14 protein-coding genes are annotated in these 17,470 nt (G+C 52.7%); 8 read left to right on the top strand and 6 right to left on the bottom strand.

Annotation, left to right across the window (positions count from 1 at the left end; translation table 11 throughout):
• Nucleotide 1: 1 nt before the first annotated feature.
• A complete protein-coding gene (locus J6J28_RS06980; protein WP_301720645.1) occupies nt 2-1,246 on the bottom strand; it encodes a lipoprotein-releasing ABC transporter permease subunit in 1,245 nt (414 codons plus the stop codon).
• A 142-nt stretch (nt 1,247-1,388) separates the two neighbouring features.
• On the opposite strand from J6J28_RS06980, the gene mfd reads away from it, so the two are divergent.
• From mfd to J6J28_RS07015, 7 genes are all read left to right on the top strand, one after another.
• Entirely contained in the window at nt 1,389-4,862 is a 3,474-nt protein-coding gene (mfd, locus tag J6J28_RS06985; RefSeq protein ID WP_301720646.1) for a transcription-repair coupling factor, read from the top strand.
• A gap of 10 nt (nt 4,863-4,872) precedes the next feature.
• The gene (locus tag J6J28_RS06990; RefSeq protein WP_301720647.1) at nt 4,873-5,997 is read left to right on the top strand and encodes a CsiV family protein; all 1,125 of its coding nucleotides are present in this window, start codon (nt 4,873-4,875) and stop codon (nt 5,995-5,997) included.
• 59 nt (nt 5,998-6,056) lie between these two features.
• On the top strand, nt 6,057-6,551 hold the full coding sequence (locus J6J28_RS06995; protein ID WP_301720649.1) for a MarR family winged helix-turn-helix transcriptional regulator: 495 nt from the start codon (nt 6,057-6,059) through the stop codon (nt 6,549-6,551).
• Nucleotides 6,520-8,325, top strand: a complete 1,806-nt coding sequence (locus J6J28_RS07000) for an ExeM/NucH family extracellular endonuclease (RefSeq protein WP_301720650.1) — start codon at nt 6,520-6,522, stop codon at nt 8,323-8,325. Before J6J28_RS06995 ends, J6J28_RS07000 begins: the two co-directional genes overlap by 32 nt.
• A gap of 69 nt (nt 8,326-8,394) precedes the next feature.
• Complete coding sequence (locus J6J28_RS07005) at nt 8,395-8,940, top strand: RNA polymerase sigma factor (protein WP_301720651.1); 546 nt, start codon at nt 8,395-8,397, stop codon at nt 8,938-8,940.
• Nucleotides 8,937-9,329 carry a hypothetical protein gene (locus tag J6J28_RS07010; protein ID WP_301720652.1) on the top strand — a complete coding sequence of 131 codons (393 nt, stop codon included), beginning with the start codon at nt 8,937-8,939 and terminating at the stop codon, nt 9,327-9,329. Before J6J28_RS07005 ends, J6J28_RS07010 begins: the two co-directional genes overlap by 4 nt.
• Nucleotides 9,330-9,331: 2 nt before the next feature.
• Entirely contained in the window at nt 9,332-10,168 is an 837-nt protein-coding gene (locus J6J28_RS07015; RefSeq protein WP_301720653.1) for a PDZ domain-containing protein, read from the top strand.
• 71 nt (nt 10,169-10,239) lie between these two features.
• On the opposite strand, the gene J6J28_RS07020 is transcribed toward J6J28_RS07015, so the two are convergent.
• Nucleotides 10,240-10,695, bottom strand: a complete 456-nt coding sequence (locus tag J6J28_RS07020; RefSeq protein WP_301720654.1) for an Hsp20 family protein — start codon at nt 10,693-10,695, stop codon at nt 10,240-10,242.
• Nucleotides 10,696-10,905: 210 nt separating this feature from the next.
• Between J6J28_RS07020 and J6J28_RS07025 the strand changes: the two genes are divergently transcribed.
• Nucleotides 10,906-12,261 carry an alkaline phosphatase gene (locus tag J6J28_RS07025; RefSeq protein WP_301720655.1) on the top strand — a complete coding sequence of 452 codons (1,356 nt, stop codon included), beginning with the start codon at nt 10,906-10,908 and terminating at the stop codon, nt 12,259-12,261.
• A 37-nt stretch (nt 12,262-12,298) separates the two neighbouring features.
• Here the strand turns inward: J6J28_RS07025 and asnB are convergent, their stop codons facing one another.
• The 4 genes from asnB to J6J28_RS07045 form a co-directional block, all read right to left on the bottom strand.
• Nucleotides 12,299-14,314 (bottom strand): asparagine synthase (glutamine-hydrolyzing), encoded by a 2,016-nt coding sequence (gene asnB, locus J6J28_RS07030; protein WP_301720657.1) that lies wholly within the window; start codon nt 14,312-14,314, stop codon nt 12,299-12,301.
• 21 nt (nt 14,315-14,335) lie between these two features.
• Nucleotides 14,336-15,400, bottom strand: a complete 1,065-nt coding sequence (locus tag J6J28_RS07035) for an aspartate/ornithine carbamoyltransferase family protein (RefSeq protein ID WP_301720658.1) — start codon at nt 15,398-15,400, stop codon at nt 14,336-14,338.
• Nucleotides 15,401-15,525: 125 nt separating this feature from the next.
• Nucleotides 15,526-16,965, bottom strand: a complete 1,440-nt coding sequence (locus tag J6J28_RS07040) for a sodium:solute symporter family protein (protein WP_301720660.1) — start codon at nt 16,963-16,965, stop codon at nt 15,526-15,528.
• A complete protein-coding gene (locus tag J6J28_RS07045; RefSeq protein ID WP_301720661.1) occupies nt 16,958-17,431 on the bottom strand; it encodes a hypothetical protein in 474 nt (157 codons plus the stop codon). The genes J6J28_RS07040 and J6J28_RS07045 overlap by 8 nt, the downstream gene beginning before the upstream one ends.
• Nucleotides 17,432-17,470: the final 39 nt, after the last annotated feature.

Genomic DNA, 17,470 nt, shown 5'->3' on the forward strand with positions numbered 1-17,470 from the left:
CTTACTCATATCGAAGTGCGTGGGCTGGCAGAACGCGGCTGGCTTGCCACGCCGGGAACAAGGTCGCTAAAAAAGTGAGTGCTAATGCCGCGATGACGGTGGCGCTCACTTGCCAGGCGTCAATCACCACCGGCAAACCGGCCGGCCCGGCAAAACTCAGATCGACCCCAAACGCCCGTAAAATCTCATTGACATAGGCGCTGATAAGTAACCCTGATGCCAGTCCCAGTGAGCTGCCGATAACACCTGTAGTTAATCCCTGCATGATGATCATGCGTCGCAGTTTATGTGGTGCTAAGCCCATGGTATTAAGAATTGCGATGTCACTGCGCTTATCCTGCACCACCATCATTAACGACGAAACAATATTAAAAGCTGCCACCGCGATGATGAGCCCTAGCATAAGGTTAATCATGCGTTTTTCCATGCTCACCGCGTCAAACAAATGGCCGTAATTTTCGCGCCAGCTTTTCACCTGCAAGGGTGCTGCAACCTGCCGCTGCAGCTGCTCAGCTGCAGGAAGTGCCTGAAACGGGTCAGCAAAATAATAGCGTACCCCAGTTACCCGATCCTTTGCCATCCGCAATAATCGTGCGAGATCTGCGCCATTCATCACCACCAGGTGCTGATCCGCTTCGGACTGCATGCGTACCACACCTGCCACCGTAACCAGTCGCTGCGCCGGTACTAAGCCGAGGGGCGTATAGATGCCGCCACCGGCAGCGACCAGACGCACCTGCTCACCGGGCCAGACGTTCAACTGTTGTGCCAGACTGTAGCCAAGTATGACATGGTAACTGCCTTCACTAAGGTCGAGCTGCCCGGCACTCAAATGTTCCCGCAAAGGCTGCAGTTGAATCGTGCTGTCTGCATGTTGTGGAAACACACCTTGAACGGACACGGCATGCAGCTGTTGCTTGCCCTGCACTAAACCAGCGGTGGTCACTTCCGGCACCACCGCCCGCTGTCCGGCGAACTCTGGCAGACCTTCAATCAGTTCTTGCCAGTCCGCAAGCGTGTCCTGCTGACTATCCTCGTTAGTGACTTCCAGTTGCGGCACCACACTTAAAATTCGATTTTTTAATTCGGCTTCAAAGCCGTTCATCACCGACCCCACCAGAATCAATGCCGCCACACCTAAAATCAAGCCCACCAGAGAGACTCGCTGAATAAAGCGAGTAAAGCCCTGGCCGTGGCGCGCGCGGGTGTAGCGCAATCCTAAAAAAAGCGATAAGGGTTGAAACATAATAGTGCGATGCGTCTCTGCTGTCAGTCGGCCCTGCCTGAGTGCAGGGTTGCGCTGCAAGCATAATGAAATCTGCGCACTGATCCAAGTGAGAGTTTCAGGTATACTTTCAGCTACTTGAGAAGTTAACGAAGCAGGACCCATGAGCAAGGCATCGATCCTAACCCCACCAAGACCACCTTCGGCGCTTACTGACATCACCTGGCAAGGCTTGGCAGGCAGCAGTATTGCCTACGCTTTGGCGCAATTGATCGACCAGCATGACAAACCGATCCTTATCGTCACACCAGATGCTCCACAGGCCCATCGGCTGGAACATGAAATAAGCTATCTCAGTAAGAAAGGCGATCAGGTACTGGTCTTCCCGGACTGGGAAACCCTGCCCTACGATAGTTTTTCGCCGCATCAGGATATTATTTCCGAACGCTTAAGTGTGTTAGCGAAACTACCTGAAATGCATGACGGGGCTTTAATCGTATCCCTAAACACCCTGTTGCACCGGATTGCTCCAACCGATTATGTCAGTGGCCAAGCGCTACAAGTGGCTAAAGGGCAACAGCTGGATGGGCATCGCTTGCGTCAGCGTCTGGAACGGGCCGGTTACCGGCATGTGAATCAGGTAATGGAACATGGCGAATTTTGTGCTCGCGGCTCGTTACTCGATCTGTTCCCGATGGGCAGCGTTGCTCCTTATCGGATCGATTTTTTTGATGACGAAATTGATTCAATTCGCACCTTCGACCCCGACTCTCAGTTATCCGCTGGCGAGGTTGAAGCCATCGATTTGTTGCCCGCCCATGAGTTTCCGACCACGCCCACAGCGATTGAAGGCTTTCGGGCGCGTTACCGGGAGTTATTCGACGCCTCCAACGAACGCGATTCCATCTACTACCAAGTGTCGCAAAACCAGTTCCCCGGTGGCGTAGAGTATTACCTGCCGCTATTTTTCGATAGCACAGCGACACTCTTTGACTATTTACCTGACGATACGCTGTTGGTCACCTTTGGCGATCTACAAGGAAGCCTTGATCACCTCTGGCACGATATCAATCAGCGCTACGAACAGCGCCGCTACGACCGTCTGCGGCCGTTAATTCCGCCGCAGCAATTGTTCATGCCGGTCGATCAGGTGCATCAACGCTTTAAACAATTGCCGCGGATCCGCGCTTTTGTGCCCGATGATAAACCGCAGCCCGGCCGGCAGGACTTCGCGACCACCACCATCGGTGAAGTGGCGTTAAATCACCAGCTGAAGGATCCGCTGCAGGCGCTACGTAAAAAATTAGCCGAATTGCATCAAGCCGATTTCAAAGTAGTGTTTGTAGCGGAAACCGCAGGCCGCCGCGAATCTTTGCGGGAATTACTGGCACCATTGCAGCTTGAATTGAACGAACTTGCGCACTTGTCGGACATCCATGCGCATGATGCCATCACCGCTATTACGGTTGGCCCGTTAGTTCATTCGTTCGTGCTTGACGACGCCAAAGTGGCAGTGATTACCGAAACAGAATTGCTCGGTAATCGTATCGCTCAGCGGCGCCGTCGTGATCAAAAAGCGACAGTGACCAGTGAACAAATGGTGCGCAATCTGGCGGAGCTGCGCGTCGGTCAGCCGCTGGTTCATATCGATCATGGCGTGGGCCGTTATCAGGGGCTGCAGACCATTGAAACCGGTGGCATGACCACCGAATTTGTCACCATCGAATACGCCAGCAACAGTAAACTTTACGTTCCCGTTGCATCTTTGCATGTGCTCTCGCGCTACAGTGGCGGTGAAGAAGCCAGCGCACCGCTGCACAAGCTCGGCAATGACACCTGGGAAAAAGCCAAACGCAAAGCCGCCGAAAAGATCCGCGATGTCGCCGCGGAACTGCTGGATGTTTATGCCCGTCGCGAAGCGAAACCAGGCTATCACTACCGCATGGAGCAAACTGACTACCAGCGTTTCGCGACCAGTTTCCCGTTTGAAGAAACCGACGACCAGCAACAAGCAATCGCGGCGGTGCTCACGGATATGCAGTCTGACCGGGCAATGGATCGGCTGGTCTGTGGCGACGTCGGTTTTGGTAAGACTGAAGTGGCCATGCGGGCGGCTTTTGTCGCCGTTAATGATGGCAAGCAGGTCGCGGTTCTGGTACCGACCACGCTGCTGGCGCAGCAGCACTTTGAGAACTTTAAAGACAGATTTGCGGACTGGCCGGTCAGGATTGAAGTACTGTCGCGTTTTAAAACAGCCAAGCAGACCCAGCAAATCCTTGCCGACACTGAGGCCGGCAAAGTAGATATCGTTATCGGTACCCACAAGCTTCTGCAGGGGAGTATTAAATTCCGCGATCTTGGTTTGCTTATTGTCGACGAAGAGCATCGCTTCGGCGTCCGCCAAAAAGAAGCGATCAAACGCTTACGCGCTGACGTGGATATCCTGACACTGACCGCGACACCAATTCCGCGTACCTTGAATATGGCCATGAACGGCGTCCGTGATCTGTCCATCATCGCCACGCCACCGGCGAAACGCCTCGCGGTGAAAACCTTTGTGCGCGAATACGACGCTCCGACCATCCGTGAGGCGGTATTGCGCGAAATTCTCCGTGGCGGCCAGGTGTACTTTTTGCACAATAATGTCGATACGATAGAGAAGACCGCGCGTGACCTGGTTGAACTGGTTCCCGAAGCGCGGGTGACTATCGCCCATGGGCAAATGCGCGAGCGCGAGCTCGAACGCATCATGTCTGACTTTTACCATCAGCGCTATAACGTGCTGGTCTGCACGACGATCATTGAGACCGGCATCGATGTTCCCACAGCAAATACCATTATCATGGATCGCGCTGATCATCTGGGCCTGGCACAAATGCACCAGTTGCGTGGCCGGGTCGGTCGATCTCACCATCAGGCCTATGCTTATTTGCTGACGCCACATCCGAAGCGCATGACCAAAGACGCCTTAAAGCGTCTCGAAGCCATTTCGCAACTTGAAGATCTGGGCGCCGGCTTCATGCTGGCCACCCATGACCTTGAAATCCGTGGCGCCGGTGAGCTCCTGGGTGATGATCAAAGCGGTCAAATCGAATCCATTGGTTTCACCCTGTACATGGAAATGCTGGAACAAGCGGTTCAAGCACTACGCGATGGCAAGGAACCCGCTCTGGATACCCTGCTGCAGGCACAAAGCGAAGTCGATTTGCGCGTTCCCGCGTTACTTCCCGAGCATTATATTGCCGATGTTACGCTGCGTTTGAGTATGTACAAACGCATCGCCAGCGCGGAATCTGCCGACGACTTACGTGCTTTACAGGTGGAGATGATCGACCGCTTCGGGTTGTTGCCTGATGCCGCCAAAAATTTAATCCGCATTACTGAATTGCGTAATTATGCCGGTAAACTTGGCATTCGAAAAATTGATGGCGGACCGCTCGGCATCAGCATCGAATTTGGCGCCGAGACCAAAGTCAGCCCTGACTACCTGATTGAGTTGATCCAGACTGCGCCGCAGGATTACAAGCTCGAAGGGCCTGCACGTTTACGTATTCTTGGTAAAATAGAAGATACTCAAGCGCGGCTTAAACTGGTAGAGTCGCTGTTAACAGATTTTGCAGAACACATGCAGCGGTAAGGATATGGAAATGCCAACAGCAACGCTCCGGCAGCGCCTCATTCGGTTAAGCAAAAGTGTCGTGCTGCTCGCAGCCGTACTCGGCGGACAGACTGCTATTGCGCAGGCTGAGCGGGATACATGGCGCTGGTTTGAGATTGAAGTTCTGGTGTTTAAACATAGCGGCAGTGAAGACGTCGCAGAGTCTTTTGCCTGGACCGGACCTGCCACTCCCGCAGCAAGTCAGTTTGACCCGTTGCCACGCTATTTCGCGCCAGATATTCGTGCTGCATTAATGGATTTACCGGCCTGTAACCTGCCCACCGTCATTCCCACGCTGTCGCAAGACTCGATCTGGTGCCGCAGACCCTGGGAAGCGAACCCCTGGCTGCCGATGAACTGGCCTGCGCCGCAGCAAGCTCTAGCCCAACTCGCGCAGCTTCCGGCACAAGTGATTGATGGTTCCGGCGGACCGGTACAACAGGCGACCGGTCCTTATCTTGCACCAGCACAGCAGTTTGAACTCAACGAAATGCGGCAACAAATTATTCGCCGCGGCGTGGGCGAGCCACTCTTACATATGAGCTGGTATCAGCCTGTTTTCAGCCTGCAACAGGACTATCGGGTAAGACTATTTGGCGGCAAAAACTATGGTGCGACTTTTGCACCAAGTGGTTACCCCTATGCGCCTGAACAAGATGAGTTTACCCAAGCTGAAGCAGCGCAGGAAAGCACGCAGCAAAGCTTAACAGAACGCTTGCAACAACTGCTGCAACTGCAACAGGAAGGCGGCTTACAGTTCACTGCCCGTGCCGCAGATCAGCCGCTTCCAAAGCAACGCGTTGAGCGCCCGGAGCAACCCGAACCCGTGTGGGAACTCGACGGCACTGTGCATGTTTATCTGGTGGGTAATTACCTGCACATCGACAGCGATCTGGAGCTGCGGGAACCGCACCTGGTCCGCTGGCAACCCGCTGCACTTGATGAGCAGGCTGAACAGATGGTGCAGAACGAAGGCACCAGTCAGTTTTTGCGTAGCTTTAAGCTGGACCAGTTACGCCGGGTCATTAGCCACGAAACGCACTATTTTGACCATCCTAAACTCGGACTTGTGGTGCAAATTCGGCGCACCGACCTGTCCGCACGTCGCTATTGAGTTGCTGACAGGTCAGGGTTAAAAGCAGGGAAAAGATTAAGGCTAGAAGGAACGCTAACATGGAAAAATATGACGAGTTGCTGCTTGCCTTGCGTAAGGTGATTCGCGCGACCGATCTTTATTCCAAACAACTCCATAAACTGACTGGCTTGACCGCTCCGCAGTTACTGATCTTACGTGAGGTTGCTGCTGCTCCGGCAGGCATTACCGCCAGTGCGGTGGCGCAAAATATAACCCTCAGCCCCGCTACCGTCAGTAACGTTATCGACCGTCTTGAGCACCGTGAGTTGATTCACCGTGAGCGCAGTACTCAGGATCGACGCCGCGTGGTGTTATCACTGACCAGGCAAGGGGCCGAGCGTCTTAAAGCCGCACCGCGCCCGCTACAAGAAGACTTTATCAATAAATTTCAGGGCCTGGCGGATTGGGAACAATCCCAGCTGCTCGCCGCCATGCAGCGCATTGCTGCAATGATGGATGCCGAACGCCTTGATGCTGCCGACGTTTTAGAAGTAGGAACCTATGCAAAACACCACTTTAGCCAAAATGACTAACCGACTCTGGCCCTTGGCCGTATTTTTTGCACTAGGTTTAACCGCCTGTTCTGCACCACCACCGGCCAGTCCCACTGGCACCGCCAACGCACCGCAGTGCGAGGCCAGCACCAGTCTGGCCACGGTGCAAGGCTCTGGCCCTGTTTCTCCTCTGGCCGATCAGCAGGTGGTCGTCACCGGTATCGTCACCGCGAGCTGGCAACAGTCCGGACAGCTGGGTGGCTTCTTTATCGAGCAGCACGCTGACGGACAAGCCGCAGCGCTGTTCGTGCAAACTGAGACGCCGCGGGTGGAAATCGGCGACCGCGTCGCAGTAACAGGAATCGTGCGGGAACATCAACAACTAACGCAGCTGGATGAGGTCAGTCAGCTGCAGCTCTGTGGCAAGGCTGAGTTACCGCAACCTTATGCGTTACGTCTGCCAGTGACGACCAAAGCTGAACTGGAACAACTCGAAGGCCGTTTCGTCAGTCTGCCACAGGCACTGGTGGTCAATGGCACCTATTTGTTAGGTCGCCACGGCAGTTTTGATGTGGCCTCTGAGCGACTCTACACACCGACACAAAGGGTCGAGCCGGGTCCGGCCGCGCGGGCATACGCTCAGGCAAATGAATTAAAGCGCTTAGTGATTGACGATAATCAGGCGCCAGCTGCCACCGAGATTCCTTACCCAAGCCCGCAACTTAACGCCAGCAACACCTTGCGCAGCGGCGATACGGTCAGCAATATCACCGGCATTCTCAGTGAGTTTAATGGTAGCTACCGAATTCAGCCCACGACGGAGCTTAACTTCGTGGCCAGCAATCCCCGTCCTGCGGCGCCGCCACGTAATGACGACCGCAGTGTGTTGCGTATCGCAACCTTTAACGTTTTAAATTACTTCAACGGCGACGGCGCCACACACGAGTTCCCCACCGAGCGCGGGGCCGCCACCGCCGCAGACTTTGCGCGACAGGAAGCCAAAATCATTGCCGCGCTGGCTGCGCTTGATGCCGATGTGGTGGGATTAATGGAAATTGAAAATGATGGTTATGCGTCACACAGCGCCATCGTCAGACTTACCCGGCAGCTTGCCGCTGCCACCGGCGCGCCCTGGCAGTTCGTTCGCGCGGCAGATGGTCAGTTTGGTGGCGCTTCCATTACCAACGGGCTGATCTACAGAACTGACCGTGTCGATCTGCTGGGCGAGACCATGACGATTACCGAGGGCCCGTTCAGTAACCGCAGTCGTTACCCGCTGATCCAGCGCATGCAGCCCAAAGGTACTGAGGAAGCTTTCGTGGTTGCCGTCAATCACTTCAAATCGAAAGGTTCCTGCCCGCGCGATGAAACTGATCCCAATGCCAATCAACACGATGGGCAGGCCTGCTGGAATGCAGCCCGGGTGCAGTCCGCCGAGTTATTGGTCGAGTTCATGCAAAGCCAACCGATCCTGGCCAGTACCCCGGCGCAGATTTTACTCGGCGATTTTAATGCCTATGCAAAAGAAGATCCGATGACCCTGATGAGTCAGGCCGGTTTTCATAACCGCGCCGAACACTTCGAACCATTGGGTTATTCTTATGTTTACGATGCCCAGGCCGGTAGCCTCGACCATTTGTTAGTTTCAGCCGCGCTGCATGGTCGTGTCTTGCAGCAACACCATTGGCTGATTAATGCCGATGAGCCGCCCGCGCTTAGTTACCAAGGCTATTCCCAAAATCCTGACTGGTATGCACCAACGCCTTACCGCTCATCGGATCACGACCCCATTGTTGCCGATATTCAATTTTAATCAGCGGACTTGTCACATCCATGGTACCTGTTGCATCTTATAAGGCAGATAAGTTGCAACAGGACGCACATGGCTAATACAGGTTTCGCTCAAGCAATCCCAACAGGCACGATCAAAGGCGCGCAACGCGGCCGGCGTGATTGTCAGCGGGTGATCTTTGAAACCTATCAAAGTGCTGTGCAGCGCTTACTGACCGGCATGTGCCGGGATTCAGAGCTAGCCCGTGATCTCACTCAGGATGTGTTCATCCAAACCTTCGCTAAACTGTCGCAACTACGCGATACCAGTGCTCTGGGAGGCTGGCTGAAGCAATTAACAGTGAACACAGCACTGTCACATTTTCGCAAGCCGCAACATCTGTCCGTTGCAGAACATGACCAAGACAGCCTTGATGCTCAGGACTGGCACAGTCAAAGTGACTGGCTACAACAACTCGACAGCATTGAGCATCTGCTTGCGGCTCTGGATGAACATGAACACCAGCTGGTCTGGTTGTATTTAGTTGAAGGCTATAGCCATGATGAGCTGGCTGAATTGTTCGCGGTAAACGCTGCCACTATTCGTCAACGTTATCATCGCGCTTTAAAGAAATTACGTGAGAGGAGTCAACAATGAAAGCTGACAAGCAAGCGCCTGAACTGACCGCTGCTGAACGAGCCCTGCAACAACGCCTTGAGCATTACGCAGAACCCGCTCGTCCCGTCACCTGGCAAGAGCTTAGTGCCCGCCAGACGGCTCGGTCCGGCACGACTCCCCGCCCACGTCGCTGGCCGCTTTGGCTGACGCCTCTGGCTGCTGCAGCTGCAGTTGCCTGGTTCTGGGTGGTACAGCCCCAGCAACTGTTGCCGGTGCCAGTGTCCGATACACCGATGTTACTTGCCAGTAACTACAGTCTGGACGCCATCGATCGGCAGTTGCAGCAGGCCTACATTCAGGGCGCAGATGAAGCAAAAATTAACGCCTTATGGCAACGACGCGAGCAGCTCACGACGCAGGAGATTTAATAATGATGAATCGGCAGTTTTTTAAATTAAGTGCAGTTTCCCTGCTCGCATTGGTCAGTATCGCAACCAGCTCAGCGCAAGAGCAAGATGCCCGCGAACATGCCCGCGCAGCGGCGGTTGCTGCGGCAAAAGCAGATGGTAAAGCAACGTCAGTGACGCTGGAGGAACCTACCCGCAGTTACTTCGATTGGGGCGCAGTACTCAACCCGTCAGGTCGGGTCATGTCCGTACGCGATGACTCGGTCGCTCAGGAGATGGGGATTGAGGTTGGCGATCGTATTCTGAGTGTCGACGGTCAGCAACTTGCAGAACAGTCGTTACAGGACATTGTGAGCTACCTGGAAACCTTAGACCATGGCAATTCATTTGCAGTCACTGTGCAACGTCAGGGTCAGACCGAAACGTTGTCGGGACGAGTGAAAGCCACCGTTATTCCTGGCTGGCGATTAGAGGTTGATGTTGAGCAAACGGTCGTGGATAAAGCCAATGAGGCCAACTGCGGTCGGGTCAGTGTATTTGTCACTCCACCTGAAGCCCGCGATTTATACCCGGCCTACTTTGTCAGTATCGATGGTGACAATGTGCTGACCCGCAAGCCTATCTTTAAATTATCACCGGGCAAGCACAGCATTGAAGTGCATGAGTTAATTAGTGACCCCTGGGTGCGCCGCTCGCGCAGTATCAATCAGCCCAAGCAGCTGGAACTTAATGTCGAACCGGATACCACCTACTACATCGCGGCGCGTTTCATTCGCGAAAAACGCCTGAGTAGCGTTCGTGAAGAATATTGGGAGCCTGTGGTATGGCGCGAAGTCGAGCAGCAATGCGAAAGCGATTAATCTCCCCCACATCGCATTAACGCACAAAAAAGGGCAGCCCTCGGGCTGCCCTTTTGCTCATCTGTACTGGCTTACTTTGCTGAGTCTTCTAATAAGTTCAGCGACGTGCCGATTTCAATTTTCCTCGGCTTCATGGCCTCTGGAATAATCTTCTCCAGACCAATGGTCAGCAAACCATTTTCCATTTTGGCGCCTTTCACTTCAACGTGGTCCGCCAGGTTGAATTTGCGCTCAAAGGTGCGGAAGCCAATCCCTTTATGCAGGTACTGAGGTTCTTCACCTTGCTCTTCTTTGCGGCCCTGGATCTTGAGGATGCCATTTTCGACCTCAATACTAAGCTCATTATCGCTGAACCCTGCTACCGCCACGGTAATGGCGTAACGGTTTTCGCCGATAACTTCAATATTGTATGGAGGATAGCCGCCGGCGCCGTTGCCTTCCGCGCGCATTGCGGAATCTAATAAACGCGCCATACGATCAAAACCAATACTACTACGGTAAAGTGGTGACAAATCAATTGTTGCCATAATCATTCTCCTTTGGAAGCAATGTTTAGTGTTATCGGGACTCTCTCTGAGACATCTCCGATATCTCTTAAATAGGGGCAGCCCTTAACTTTTCAAGAGCTCACCGCAAAACAATTTGCATCTGCCTTTTGTCATGCCGCTGTCACTTGCTCTGTGATAATATTCACGCTTGGTATCGCAATTGCTAATTTAAGTAGGAGAGTTCATACCGTGTTTCGCAAAACCGTTTTGATGGCCAGCATAGGCATGTTATTGAGCGCTTGCACGCAAGGCGCCCCGGAAACCACGACCACAAGCGCGGCACAAGCTGAGAGCTCGCCACCTAATATTATCTTTCTTATTGGTGATGGGATGGGCTTTGAATATATTTCTGCCTACCGCTATGCTATGAGCGAGCGCGGTCACCCCCTGGCAAGCACGCCGTTCGATGAGATGCTCATCGGTGCTGCAACCACCTATCCGGATGACAGCACCTGGGTCACGGATTCGGCAGCGAGCGCTACGGCACTATCGACCGGGGTAAAAAGCTATAATGGCGCTATCGGTGTCGATGCCGATAAGCACCCGCAACAAACGGTCATGGAGAAGGCACGGGAACTTGGCTGGCATACCGGTGCAGTGTCAACCTCACAGGTGACACATGCCACGCCAGCATCATTTTTTACTCACCACCCTTCCCGCAAAATGTACAACGCCATTGCTGATTCACTGGCCAGCACCAAATACGGTGAACAATGGAGTTTTGATGTGCTGCTTGGCGGTGGCATGAGTTACTTTAACCGCGACGACAAAAACTGGTTACCTGAACTCAGGGAGCAGGGCTTAACCGTCGTCGAGGATTACCAACAGCTCGAAGCTACCGAGCAACTGCCGGTGCTTGGCTTATTTGCGCCCATCGCACTGCCCTATGCGCTGGACGATCAGCCACGTCTGACACAACTGACTCGCAATGCGTTACGGTTACTTGGTGACGCTCAGGAGCAAAGTGGCAAGCCTTTCTCACTCATGATCGAAGGCAGTAAAATCGATTGGTGCGGACATGCCAATGACATCGCTTGTGTCATCGGCGAAATGGGTGATTTTGCGCAAGCGCTGGAGGTAGTCAAAGAATTTCAGCAGGCCCACCCAAATACCTTAATCGTAGTTACGGCTGACCACTCGACCGGCGGCCTTACCTTAGGACAAGGCGGCGAGTACGAATGGTATTCAGAGCGGGTGATGGCCATCCGCGCGACTCTGGAGGTTATGGTCCCCGAACTTCTCGACCGTCCGCAAAGTGAATGGCGTGAGTATTTAACCCCGCGCCTTAACCTACCGTTAAGCGAAGCTCACTGGCAGCAATTAACTGCACTTGAACTGGAAACAGGAACATCAGGCGAGCAGGCTAAACTTGTAGGTAAAACGCTGACAGCTATCATTGGTGAAGTCACCCGCACCGGTTGGACAACGAGTGGTCACACCGCCGTCGATGTACCGATTATGGCAATGGGACCGCACGCGGAAAAACTTCGCGGTTACCGGGATAACACTGAGATTGGCAAGTTATTGCTGCAAATCGTGCGCTAACACGATTTGCAGTGTCTTCGATCGGGAGGTCAGTAAATCAGGCCTGCCAACCCAGTTCCTGAGCACGTTGAGCGGCGAGCATTGGTACGTCGCTCTTAACAAAATGATGATGCAGAATTTGTACACCCAGCATGTGGTTAATGACCGCATCAAGCTGCACTTTTTCATCAATACTCACTTCGTCCGACTCATGTTTCTCGAAGGTGCGCTGCACCTCTTCAAAATCAAGCAGACCGGCTTCTTCAACCGCATCCTGGGTTAAAAACTGCTCCGCCAGTTTCTCCACCGCTCGCCATTTTTTGGGGTCGGTATGCGCTGGTGGTGCCATAAACGCAAACTTTTCTCGCTTATACAGTGTTTCTGGCAGCAACCCTTTCATCGCCTCACGTAAAACATACTTCTCTTTATTGCCTTTGATGCGCAGGTGCGGTGGCACGGTAAACGCATACTCGGCAAGATGATGATCAAGAAACGCTGGCCGCGCTTCCATTGAGTTGGCCATATCCACCCGGTCACCACCCCAGGTCAGGATCTGACCTTCCAGCATAGTTTTTATCCATACATACTGGGCACGATCCAACGGATGACGCCCTTTCAACATCTCTTCATCAAGAGTATCGGCAATGGCCTTACCAGGATCATATTCTTCCACTTCTGCGCGACGATGCTTGGCTATCAGGGGTAACGCTACACTTGAAACCGACAACCAGGGCTGCACACAGCTTGGGGTAAAGCCCATCTTGGTATTAAAGGCCGGACTAACATATTCCTCCCGGGCCAGCATCGCACCTTTAAACAGCTTGTTGTTCTTCTCCAGCAACTCCTGCCAGGCTTTACGCTCACTATCGGGCAGGTGATCCAGACCATGTAAGAACATGTCCTTACGAAACGCTGGATAACCGGCAAAGAGTTCGTCAGAGCCTTCGCCCGTCAACACCACTTTATAATTGACCTGATTGACTTGCTGGCTCATCAGGTATTTGGCAACACCCAGCGTGTTGTAGATGGTACGCTCGGTATGCCAGATGGTTTTCACAAAGTGATCGTACAAATCATCGGCATTGAGCCGCATAATATGGTGATCCGCGCCCGTTGCCTCGGCCATCTCCTGAGCAATCGGGGTTTCATCATATTCACTTGAATCGAACCCGATGGTAAAGGCCTTCACCGAAGTTTGTGTTGATGCCGCAGAGAGACCAAGAATGGCACAGGAGTCGATCCCGCCAGACAAATAACAGCCTACTGGTACATCGGCAGTTAAACGATGCTGCACGGCTTCCAGAAGATGTTTACGCACACCATCGATGTAAGGTTGCTCATCAACATCGCCACCCGGATACTCACTTTCCTGTGGAAAGTTAACATCCCAATATTTATGCTCAGATAGCTCCAGCTTGCCATCCTTACGCTGTACTTTTACCACGTGACCAGGCGGCACCTGATAGATCCCCTCAAACGCGGTAGACCCTGGCACCATCACCTGAATCAGCTGATGATAAAGACCCTCGGTAGAGAATTCCCGTTTTACTGACGGATGGGCAAACAGCACCTTTAACTCAGAACCAAAGACCACGCCATCATCCGTATGGGTGTAATACAGTGGTTTAATGCCAAAACGGTCCCGCACCAGGTACATACAATCTTGTTCCTGATCGTACATGCTGAACGCGAACTCTCCGCGTAAATGCGTCAGTGTTTCCTCAAGACCTTCACGCTGGTAAAGGTGCATGACGATTTCCGAGTCACTTTTAGTGCGAAACCGCGCACCCTGCGCCGTCAAATCGCCGCGGATCCTTTTAAAATCGTAGAACTCACCGTTATGGGCGAGCATCAGATTGCCATCGGCAGAAATAAATGGCTGACGCGCGCGCTCTTCGTTTAAATCAATAATAGACAGCCGGGCATGGCTAAAACCTACGCCCGTCTCATCCAGAATCTGATAACCAAAACCATCAGGACCGCGATGGTGCATAATGGCGGCCATGTTAACGAGTGTCTGGGCGTCGGGTTTATGCCCGGTGCTCTGATTGAAAATTCCTGCAATACCACACATTTTGCTTAATCCTCGTAAGTGTTACACCACATCCATCACGCGTTCCGCGCGTTCGACCATACAGGTGAGTAAAGCCATGCGCAGAAATACCGCGCCTCGGGCCTGGCTGAAATACCAATTGTGCGAGGTGTGATCGAGAGCCGTCGACAACTCTTCTCCGCGCGCCAAAGGATGTAAAATAATTGCGTCTTCTTTAAGTGGTGACTTTTCAGTTAAGTGGAAGGCATCACCATAAGTGCTGAAGGTATCGCCTTCCCATGAAATTGCGTTGATATAGACAATATCTAGTTCCGGAAGCACGTCATCAAGTTCGGTGGCCGTGCGGATACAAATGCCCCGCTCCTCAAGCTCTTCCCGTTGGCCCTCGCCAAAGAGATCACCGGAACTGGCTTCGTCATGAATGATGACCAGTTCATCTACCGCCTCAGGGAACACCGAAAGACATTTCAAAAAGCTGCGTACGGTGCGCATTTTATTGGGTACGCCGATGACACCGATTTTAATTTTATCATTGGCTTCCGGGTCGATGAGCGTTGGCCGCCATTTGAAAATCGCATACATATCGGCCAATGCCTGAGTCGGATGTTCATCGACTCCGTTCCCCGCATTAATGATCGGAATGCGTAGCGCATCCATCATTTCAAATAGCGAGCTTTCGTTGTTGTCGCGCAACACCACACAATCGCCATAGTTGTTAAACATTTCAGCCACATCAGCAAGGCATTCGCCTTTAGCAATACCGGTCGTGGAACGATCGGTGATGGACATAATGTCGCCTCCGAGGCGGTGCCAGGCACTCTCAAAAGAGAGTCGGGTGCGCGTACTCGGCTCGTAGAAAGCACTGATAAGAATTTTATTCTGCAAGGGCGAACTGAACCGCTTCGGGTTACTCTCAATTTTCGCCGCTAACCGGAACAACTGTTTCATTGTGTCCTGATCAAACTGGTCGCCTGAAACAATATGCTGTTTGGCAAGCTTAACTAAAAAATCACCATCTTCCTGAATCGTCCTCAGTAATGCTTTTGGATGCGCATCCCCATAGACATCAGGACGTTCTCGCTCAAACGAAACGTCATTTACGTTCATAATGAATTACCATATTTGTTTAGAAATGAAATCTTTTAGCCAAAGCCCAATTAAAATCACAGGGGCGCACGCGGTCAGCACTAAGCAGACCAATACCAGGGTACTGAATGCGGTTAATCCCATGGTCATGCCGAGTGCTCCTCTTGCTCATTAAGCTGCTGCCAGTCGAATTTATGTTTACTTAATAATAGTCCTAAACCACAAATTAAGGCAGAAACACTACAGGACACTAACGCAGCGACGTAGAAACCGACAACAAAATAACCTGCCAGCCCTGCCAGCGTACCTAATGTCATCGCTAATGCCGCGTACCCGCCACTTAAACGGCGGTTGTAGAGGCCCAGCACAATTGGGAATATAGTGCTGGCGACAAAAGCACCCGCGAAGTTTAAAAGCGCTCCCAGGGTGGCAATTTTTGGTAAGCAAAACAGCCAGGTCAGTATGCCCAGGCCAAGAATGCTGTAGCGGTTGAACCGCAACAGATGCTTATCGCCGGCATCGGGCTTTAATTTTTTATGGTAGATATCGCGGGTGACCAGATCAGAGGTCGCAGCCAACAGTGAATCCAGACTCGAAGCCAATGCTGAAAATACGACGATGAACACCACCACAGCGCCAATTTTGCCAAGCACTTCTGCGGCAACCATAGGCCCTACCATGTCGGCGCTCGGCGGGAATATACCCAGCTGTGGCGCGGCCAGGGCGATAAAGCCAGTTACAATAGGGATCGGTAACCACAAAACCCCGCCAAGTAAATAAGCTTTAAAGGCCACCGAGCCTTTAAAGGCTAAGGCGCGTGACCACCAGACATTGGAGTGGAAAATTTCACCCAGACCGAAAAATATATTATTGAATAAAAACATGATTGCCGCAGGAAACAATAAATCCAGTAACTGCGGGTGGTTGTCCTGCACTTCACTATGGATGGTTTCCAGACTCACGGTATCAATCAGGAACCAGGCGATAAGTACCACACCGAGAATAATAATTAAGGCCTGAATAAAATCCGTGGCGATGACGGCGCGCAGCCCGCCAAACAGAGTGTAACCGACGCAAATGATTAAAATCGCAGTCATGCCGATGTGATAATCAAGGCCGCTTAATGCCTCCAGCAAAATACCACCGGCCATGCCCAGACTGATAAGCCAGCCAAAGGCATACACCACAGATATCAGAATAAAGGCCCACCAGGCACTCTGCCCGTATCGCAGCCGCACAAAGTCACCAGAGGTGTAACCGTTAGGCATTAAGCGCTTAATGCGGGCGGCCAGCGGGGCAAATAGAATAAGTCCCAGGGCGGCAAAGGAATAGCCAACCATGCCCCAGACACCAAACTGATAGGTCAGTTGCGGTGCAACTAACGTCGTATTGCTGGTGACCCAGGTCGCCATGGCGGTCGCTGATGCCAGCGCAAAGCCAACGTTACGCCCTGCCAGCGCAAAGTCTTCATGAGTCTTGTTGGCCCGCCCGAGGTACCAGCCGAACAGTACCCACGCCAAACCGAACAGCACCACCAAGGTTAACCCTAGCGTGCTCGAAAGGGCGAAACCACTTGTTTCAGTCATCCTGTACCTCCGCTACTTTAGTGTCGCGACTGCGAAGGTGAAGCGTGATAATAGTGATGACCAACAGAATGAACAATCCCAGCCCGGTAAAGAACAGGGTGTAGGCCTGCCAGCTGGGATAATGGGTCACTGTCACACCGACCACGTTGCTTTGTACGTTTTCAGCCGGTTTTAGCCGGAAGTAAAAGTCGCCGTCACTGAAGCCGGTCAGGGTCATTTTCTCGAAGTCACCAAACCAAACGAACTCCGCGTCAATTTTAATGAAGTCCGCCTGCGAGCTTTGCTGCACCACCATGCCCCGCAGCGGCGCCTGATCGAGCGCCAGCACAAAATAGCCTTCACGGCTTTGTTCGGGGGCAGATAAGGTAAACTGAGTCATTGTGTCTTGCGCAGCAACGGGCCGCGCCAGCAGCGTGAAGAGTAAAAACAGAGCGATGTAACTGATAAACCCGTAACGGTTCGGCACGATTCCTTCCTGTAGCTCTTTGTTTCTAGGCTAGCAAGC

This window comes from Pseudidiomarina terrestris (assembly GCF_030466375.1).
GTDB lineage: Bacteria > Pseudomonadota > Gammaproteobacteria > Enterobacterales > Alteromonadaceae > Pseudidiomarina > Pseudidiomarina terrestris.

What these genes read in the sequence shown, in the direction of transcription:
- J6J28_RS06980 (WP_301720645.1), bottom strand. Translation starts at nt 1,246, where the DNA reads ATGTTTCAACCCTTATCGCTTTTTTTAGGATTGCGCTACACCCGCGCG.
- mfd (WP_301720646.1), top strand. Translation starts at nt 1,389, where the DNA reads ATGAGCAAGGCATCGATCCTAACCCCACCAAGACCACCTTCGGCGCTT.
- J6J28_RS06990 (WP_301720647.1), top strand. Translation starts at nt 4,873, where the DNA reads ATGCCAACAGCAACGCTCCGGCAGCGCCTCATTCGGTTAAGCAAAAGT.
- J6J28_RS06995 (WP_301720649.1), top strand. Translation starts at nt 6,057, where the DNA reads ATGGAAAAATATGACGAGTTGCTGCTTGCCTTGCGTAAGGTGATTCGC.
- J6J28_RS07000 (WP_301720650.1), top strand. Translation starts at nt 6,520, where the DNA reads ATGCAAAACACCACTTTAGCCAAAATGACTAACCGACTCTGGCCCTTG.
- J6J28_RS07005 (WP_301720651.1), top strand. Translation starts at nt 8,395, where the DNA reads ATGGCTAATACAGGTTTCGCTCAAGCAATCCCAACAGGCACGATCAAA.
- J6J28_RS07010 (WP_301720652.1), top strand. Translation starts at nt 8,937, where the DNA reads ATGAAAGCTGACAAGCAAGCGCCTGAACTGACCGCTGCTGAACGAGCC.
- J6J28_RS07015 (WP_301720653.1), top strand. Translation starts at nt 9,332, where the DNA reads ATGATGAATCGGCAGTTTTTTAAATTAAGTGCAGTTTCCCTGCTCGCA.
- J6J28_RS07020 (WP_301720654.1), bottom strand. Translation starts at nt 10,695, where the DNA reads ATGGCAACAATTGATTTGTCACCACTTTACCGTAGTAGTATTGGTTTT.
- asnB (WP_301720657.1), bottom strand. Translation starts at nt 14,314, where the DNA reads ATGTGTGGTATTGCAGGAATTTTCAATCAGAGCACCGGGCATAAACCC.
- J6J28_RS07035 (WP_301720658.1), bottom strand. Translation starts at nt 15,400, where the DNA reads ATGAACGTAAATGACGTTTCGTTTGAGCGAGAACGTCCTGATGTCTAT.
- J6J28_RS07040 (WP_301720660.1), bottom strand. Translation starts at nt 16,965, where the DNA reads ATGACTGAAACAAGTGGTTTCGCCCTTTCGAGCACGCTAGGGTTAACC.